This is a genomic window from Synechococcus sp. B60.1, from assembly GCF_047462555.1.
Taxonomy (GTDB): domain Bacteria; phylum Cyanobacteriota; class Cyanobacteriia; order Thermostichales; family Thermostichaceae; genus Thermostichus.
This window is the reverse complement of record NZ_JANSJN010000136.1, coordinates 1-5267: the sequence shown is the minus strand read 5'-3', so window position 1 is coordinate 5267 and position 5267 is coordinate 1. Positions and strand designations below refer to the sequence as shown.

General features: G+C 62.6%; 5 protein-coding genes. 1 reads left to right on the top strand and 4 read right to left on the bottom strand.

The window, feature by feature from the left end; all coding sequences use genetic code 11:
• Positions 1-478 precede the first annotated feature (478 nt).
• A complete protein-coding gene (fabG, locus tag NW863_RS12145; RefSeq protein WP_414366653.1) occupies positions 479-1222 on the top strand; it encodes a 3-oxoacyl-[acyl-carrier-protein] reductase in 744 nt (247 codons plus the stop codon).
• Positions 1223-1227: 5 nt separating this feature from the next.
• Here the strand turns inward: fabG and NW863_RS12140 are convergent, their stop codons facing one another.
• The 4 genes from NW863_RS12140 to secG are packed head-to-tail and all read right to left on the bottom strand — an operon-like array spanning position 1228 to position 4542.
• On the bottom strand, positions 1228-2880 hold the full coding sequence (locus tag NW863_RS12140) for a gamma-glutamyltransferase family protein (protein WP_414366652.1): 1653 nt from the start codon (positions 2878-2880) through the stop codon (positions 1228-1230).
• 13 nt (positions 2881-2893) lie between these two features.
• A complete protein-coding gene (locus NW863_RS12135) occupies positions 2894-3592 on the bottom strand; it encodes an HAD family hydrolase (protein ID WP_414366651.1) in 699 nt (232 codons plus the stop codon).
• A 33-nt stretch (positions 3593-3625) separates the two neighbouring features.
• Positions 3626-4288, bottom strand: a complete 663-nt coding sequence (locus NW863_RS12130; RefSeq protein ID WP_414366649.1) for a YqiA/YcfP family alpha/beta fold hydrolase — start codon at positions 4286-4288, stop codon at positions 3626-3628.
• Positions 4289-4302: 14 nt separating this feature from the next.
• Positions 4303-4542 carry a preprotein translocase subunit SecG gene (secG, locus tag NW863_RS12125; RefSeq protein ID WP_011431281.1) on the bottom strand — a complete coding sequence of 80 codons (240 nt, stop codon included), beginning with the start codon at positions 4540-4542 and terminating at the stop codon, positions 4303-4305.
• Positions 4543-5267 lie beyond the last annotated feature (725 nt).

Sequence of the window (5267 nt, the reverse complement as noted above, 5' to 3'; positions counted from 1 at the left end):
CCGGCCCCCCTTACATCCCCCCGTATACGGGGGGAACGAGGGGGGCCCGTGGTTGGCTTGCCAACTGCAGGGCTACCATTCGCGTCAGCGGCGCGTAGCGCTTAAGCCCGCTCCGTACTGCTTAGCGGTCGGAGCCGGGTAGTTTACTGGTTTCTCCCTGAACCACCTAGGGAACTCTGTTCGCTTGCGCGAGCAGCGATAGCACCTACCGTTGGGGCCTACGGCCCGCTAACGCGAGGGGGTCTTCCCAGTCGGTTGCTCAAGCGCTCGGCGCCGCTAGCCCTCACCCCCGGCCCCTCTCCCAAAAGGAGAGGGGAGTTTGGGATCGAGGCGGCAGGCAGTCTCATTGCGGTTGGAATGGCCATAGGAGGGATGGCAAAGAAACCCGCTCCCCGCCCCAGACAAGGCCAAAGCATCCTATACTGTTGCGGCGGTAGAAATAAGCGGGAAGCTGCTGCCTATGTCTGAACTTCTCCCCTTGCCTTCGCTCCACAACCAGGTGGCAGTGGTCACCGGAGCCAGCCGCGGCATTGGCCGGGCCGTTGCCTTGCATCTGGGGGCGATTGGCGCCAAGGTGGTCGTCAACTACGCCCGCTCCGCCGCCGAGGCTGAGTCGTTGGTGCAGGAGATCGCCGCTCTGGGGGGCGAAGGGATGGCTGTGGCCGCCGATGTCTCCCAGCCGTCGGCGGTGGAACAACTCTTTGAGCAGGTGATGGAGCGCTGGGGGCGGGTGGACGTGCTGGTGAACAATGCCGGCATGGCCCGCGACACCCTACTGCTACGCATGAAGCCGGAAGATTGGCAGGCGGTGCTGGATCTCAACCTCACGGGGGTCTTCCTCTGCCTGAAGGCAGCCGCCAAGATCATGGTCAAGCAGCGGCAGGGGCGGATCATCAACATCACCTCGGTGGTGGGCCTGGTAGGCAATCCCGGCCAGGCCAACTACAGCGCCGCCAAAGCAGGGGTGATTGGTCTGACGAAGACAGCAGCCCGCGAGCTGGCCAGCCGCAACATCACCGTCAACGCCGTTGCCCCCGGCTTTATCACCACCCAGATGACCGAGAAGTTGGATCCCGGCCCCATCCTGGCCCAGATCCCTCTAGGGAGACTGGGATCCCCAGCGGAAGTGGCGGGGCTGGTGCGCTTTTTGGCGGCCGACCCGGCGGCAGCCTACATCACCGGGCAGGTTTTCGCCATCGACGGTGGCATGGTGATGAGCTGATCCTTCTACCAGGCCAGGGCCAACCCATCGGCACGGGGTTCGGAAGCCCCGATTAAGTGATCCCCATCGCGAAAGATGATCTGTCCCCGGCCAAAAAGGCCGTAGTCCTCTTCTGCAGCCACCACCTGCACCGCGTGGCCCCGCGCAGCAAGCTCTCCCACCACCTGAGGGGGGGCCGTGCTCTCCAGCGCCACCTGCGGGATCCCTTGGTCGAGAAGCACCCGCCAGCGGGGCGCATCCAGAGCCGCTTGGGGGTTCAGGCCGTAATCCACCAGATTCACCACCACCTGCACATGGCCTTGGGGCTGCATCGTCCCTCCCATGACGCCAAAAGGGCCGAGAGGGATCCCATCTTTGGAAAGAAAGGCGGGGATAATCGTGTGGTAGGGGCGCTTGCGCGGGCCCACCTGGTTGGGATGACCGGGTTCCAAGGTAAATCCGGTGCCGCGATTGTGGAGGGCAATCCCTGTCCCTGGAACCAGCAGGCCGCTGCCGAAGCCGTCGAAGTTGGATTGGATCAAAGACACCATCAGGTCGCCATCAGCTGTGGCCAAGTAAACCGTTCCCCCCTGAGGTAGCCCTGGCTGAGCCAAGGGGATGGCCCTAGAACCGATCAACAGCTGCCGTTGCTGGGCATAACGTTTATCCAGCATTTGGGCGGGACTCACCCGCAGATAGTCGGGATCCGCTACCTGTCGGCTCACATCGGCAAAAGCCAGCTTCATCGCCTCAATCTGCAGGTGATAGCGCTCGCCGGCCTCGTAGGGGATCCGACCCAGCTCAAAACCCTCCAAAAGGTTGAGGGCCATCAGGGCGGCAATGCCCTGGCCATTGGGGGGGATCTCCCAGACGGTGTAGCCGCGGTAATCGGTATGGATGGGTTCTACCCAGTCGGCCCGATGTTCTGCCAAGTCGGCGCGGGACAGGAGACCGCCGGTGGTATCCGAAAAAGCCAGCAGCTTCTCCGCCAGCTCCCCCCGGTAAAAACTCTCGCCGCCACTATGGGCAATCTCTGCTAGGGTTTGTGCATGCAGAGGGCTGCTCCAGCGCTCCCCCGCCCGTGGAGCACGCCCCTGGGGGAAAAAAACGGCTTTGAAGGCCTCGTGGCGGGGATCCGGCAGCGGCAAATAGGTGGCCTCCGCCGCCTGCCACAGTTGGGCAATCCGGGGAGAAACCGGAAACCCCTCGCAGGCCAAGCGAAGGGCGGGCCCAAACAGGCGCTCGAAGGGCAGCCGTCCCCAGCGCCGGTGCAAGGCTTGCCAAGCCGAAACAGCCCCCGGCACCGTTACTGCCAACCAATCGTAAGCGGGAATCTGGCCGACACAGCGCTCCGGCGTCAGGGCAGCTGGGCTGCGACCGGAAGCATTCAAGCCGTACAGCCGGCCCTTCTCCCCTCCCTCCCACACCAGCGCAAAAGCATCGCCACCAATGCCATTGGAAGTCGGCTCCACCACCGTCAAAGCCACCGCCATCGCCACGGCTGCATCCACGGCATTGCCGCCGGCCCAGAACATCTCCATACCCGCCATTGCTGCCAGCGGTTGGCTGGTGGCCACGGCTCCCCGTTTGCCCATCACCACCCGTCGCCGCGAGGCAAATGGATAGCGATCCAGGGCCTGCCGTAAAAAAACCGGTGCTGGAGAGAGAGGATCCTGCATGGGTCTGTGCTCCCTATACAGGCAAGCTCAGAAGTGCTGCCAACTCGGCAAAGCTGTCCACCACGGCGTCGGCCCCCGCCCGGCGCAGTTCCTCGGCAGTGAAAGCAGTGGTGAGGCCAACTGCCAAGCAGCCGGCCCCCTTGGCGGCGCGGATCCCGTGGGTGGAGTCTTCGACCACCAAACACCGGCTGGGATCCAAGCCCACCTTGGCAGCCGTTTTCAAATAGGGCTCGGGGTCGGGCTTGGCCCGCCGAATATCTTCGGCAGTAACCACGGCGTCGAACCAGCGGTGCAGGTTAAAGCGCTGGAAAATCTGCTCTTGATCCCGACGGGTGGCCGAGGTGGTGAGGGCGAGGGCCGAGAAGCGGCGGCGGCTAGCCGCCAAAAACTCCAGCACCCCTGGCACCAGCGGCACCTCTCCCAGTAGTTCTCCAAAAGCCTTGGCCTTTTCCTCGATCAAACGCTGCACCAGCAGGGATCGTTCTACGGGCGGGGTGTCCGTCAGGTGTTCTACGAGATACTCGAACATGTCCTGGTCGGTGCGCCCCTTAAACTGCAGGGAGATGGGAGCCAGATCCAGAGAGATCTGACAGCGCTGCAGGGCGATGACTCCGGCGCGGGCGTGGATCGGCTCCGAATCCACGATTACCCCGTCCATATCCAAAAGCAAGCCAGCAGTCGCGTCAGCGGCGCGGAGCGCTTCGGGTTGCATAGACAGTTGGGCAAGCGCGGGACAGGGATCCCCTTAGCAACAAGGCTGCTCTGTCGCCATCCCCCAGCCACAAAAGCGGCTGGTAACCTGCCAGATGGGATCCAACACATCGGTGAGGGCGTGGTCGCTCTCTACAGATACCAGTTGCGCCCAAGGACGACGGGCCACGTAGTCGCGGCTGGCCTGGATAGGAATGATCTCGTCCCGGATCCCATGCACAACCAGGGTGGGCACAGGCCGGCGCAACGCCCCATCCGGGTAGTGTTGGGCATCGGTGACAAAGCCGTACTCCAACAGCAGTGGACGGCCTTCTCCGTAGTGAAATACCGGCATTTGCCCAGTGCGTTGCCAGCTTTCCACCGCCTCCGCCCCCAGCCGCGGCAGCCAATGGCCCAGAAAGCCAAAGGCCGGTGCCAAGAGCACCAGACGCTGCACGCAGGGTTGCTGCTCAGCCACCCAGGCGGCCACCAGTCCCCCCAAGCTAGAACCAATAAGGGTAACGGGAGGATGGCCCATTTGCGCCAACTGCTCAGAAACCTGCCGGATCTGGCGGGTCAAGGTAAGCTGGGCAAAGTTGCCCTGGTTGAGATCGGGCACCTGCAGAGAGATCCCAAGCTGCTGCAGCCGCTGCCGGAAAAAAGTAGCCTTGGCCGATTGGGGCCCAGAGCCGAATCCGTGCAAGTAGATGACCGCCACGATGACAGGGATCCCTAGGGGCCTGTGGCTGCCGAGAGCCAGCCTGCCCCCAACACCACGCTGATGGAGAGGAAGAGGGTGGCTACCGTCCAGGTGATGCGGTTGAGGTTCTGCTCGGCGCTTTTGGAGCTGGAGAACAATTGAGCTTGGCCGCCGATGCCCGCCAGCCCATCCCCTTTGGGGCTATGCAACAACACCAGTATCACCAGCAAAACGGCCGAGGCAGACCAAAGGAACTCGAAGAAGGCTTCCATCGCAGAGGATCCCAGTAGGGCACGTTGCTGAAGCTATTATCGCCTGTATCTCCACCCTGGCACACCCTGCGCTCCCCTTCCAAAACCCACTAGATTGGAGTTTCAGCGTGGGCCAGGGAGATCTCTCACTGCCAGCCTTTTCCTCTCTGGGGGAGGAGCAGGCCGTTATCTGGCTAAGCCTAACCCTGTTTTGACACTCCCCCGACTAAAGTCGGAGGATTCTTACGCAGTCCACAAGCAGGCTCGTAAAGGCGCTGTCAAGACGCCCCTACCCACTTCCCTAGGGTAAAGCCCTAAGGTTCTGCTTACTTTGCTAAGCAACGCCCCCACGCTCTGCACTGCTCAGGTTTTCCACCGTAGCAGGTGCTTGCTAAGGCCTCCGGCCCGCTGGCGCGAAGGGAGAGCAACTTAAGTTGCTGGCGGGCTTCTCCGCCCCGCACTTTAGTGTGGGACTACCAAGCTATCCCCTGTGCCCTGGGTGAGATCTCTTCCGCCGCCTCTAAGCGGAGCCGTCGCATGGCTGTTGCTGGCCTTGCTGTTGTGGACGGTGGCCACAGCAGTCGCGGACTTCTTGCATCAAGCTCGACAAAGGCACCGCATCCCCTGCCACAAGTGCAGGTTTTACAGCAGGGATCCCCACCTCAACGTAAGGCGCGGGATTCCCCACCGTCTATACGGTGGGGAGGGATAGCGCCTCCTGACTGATTCTGGATATATCGCTTCAC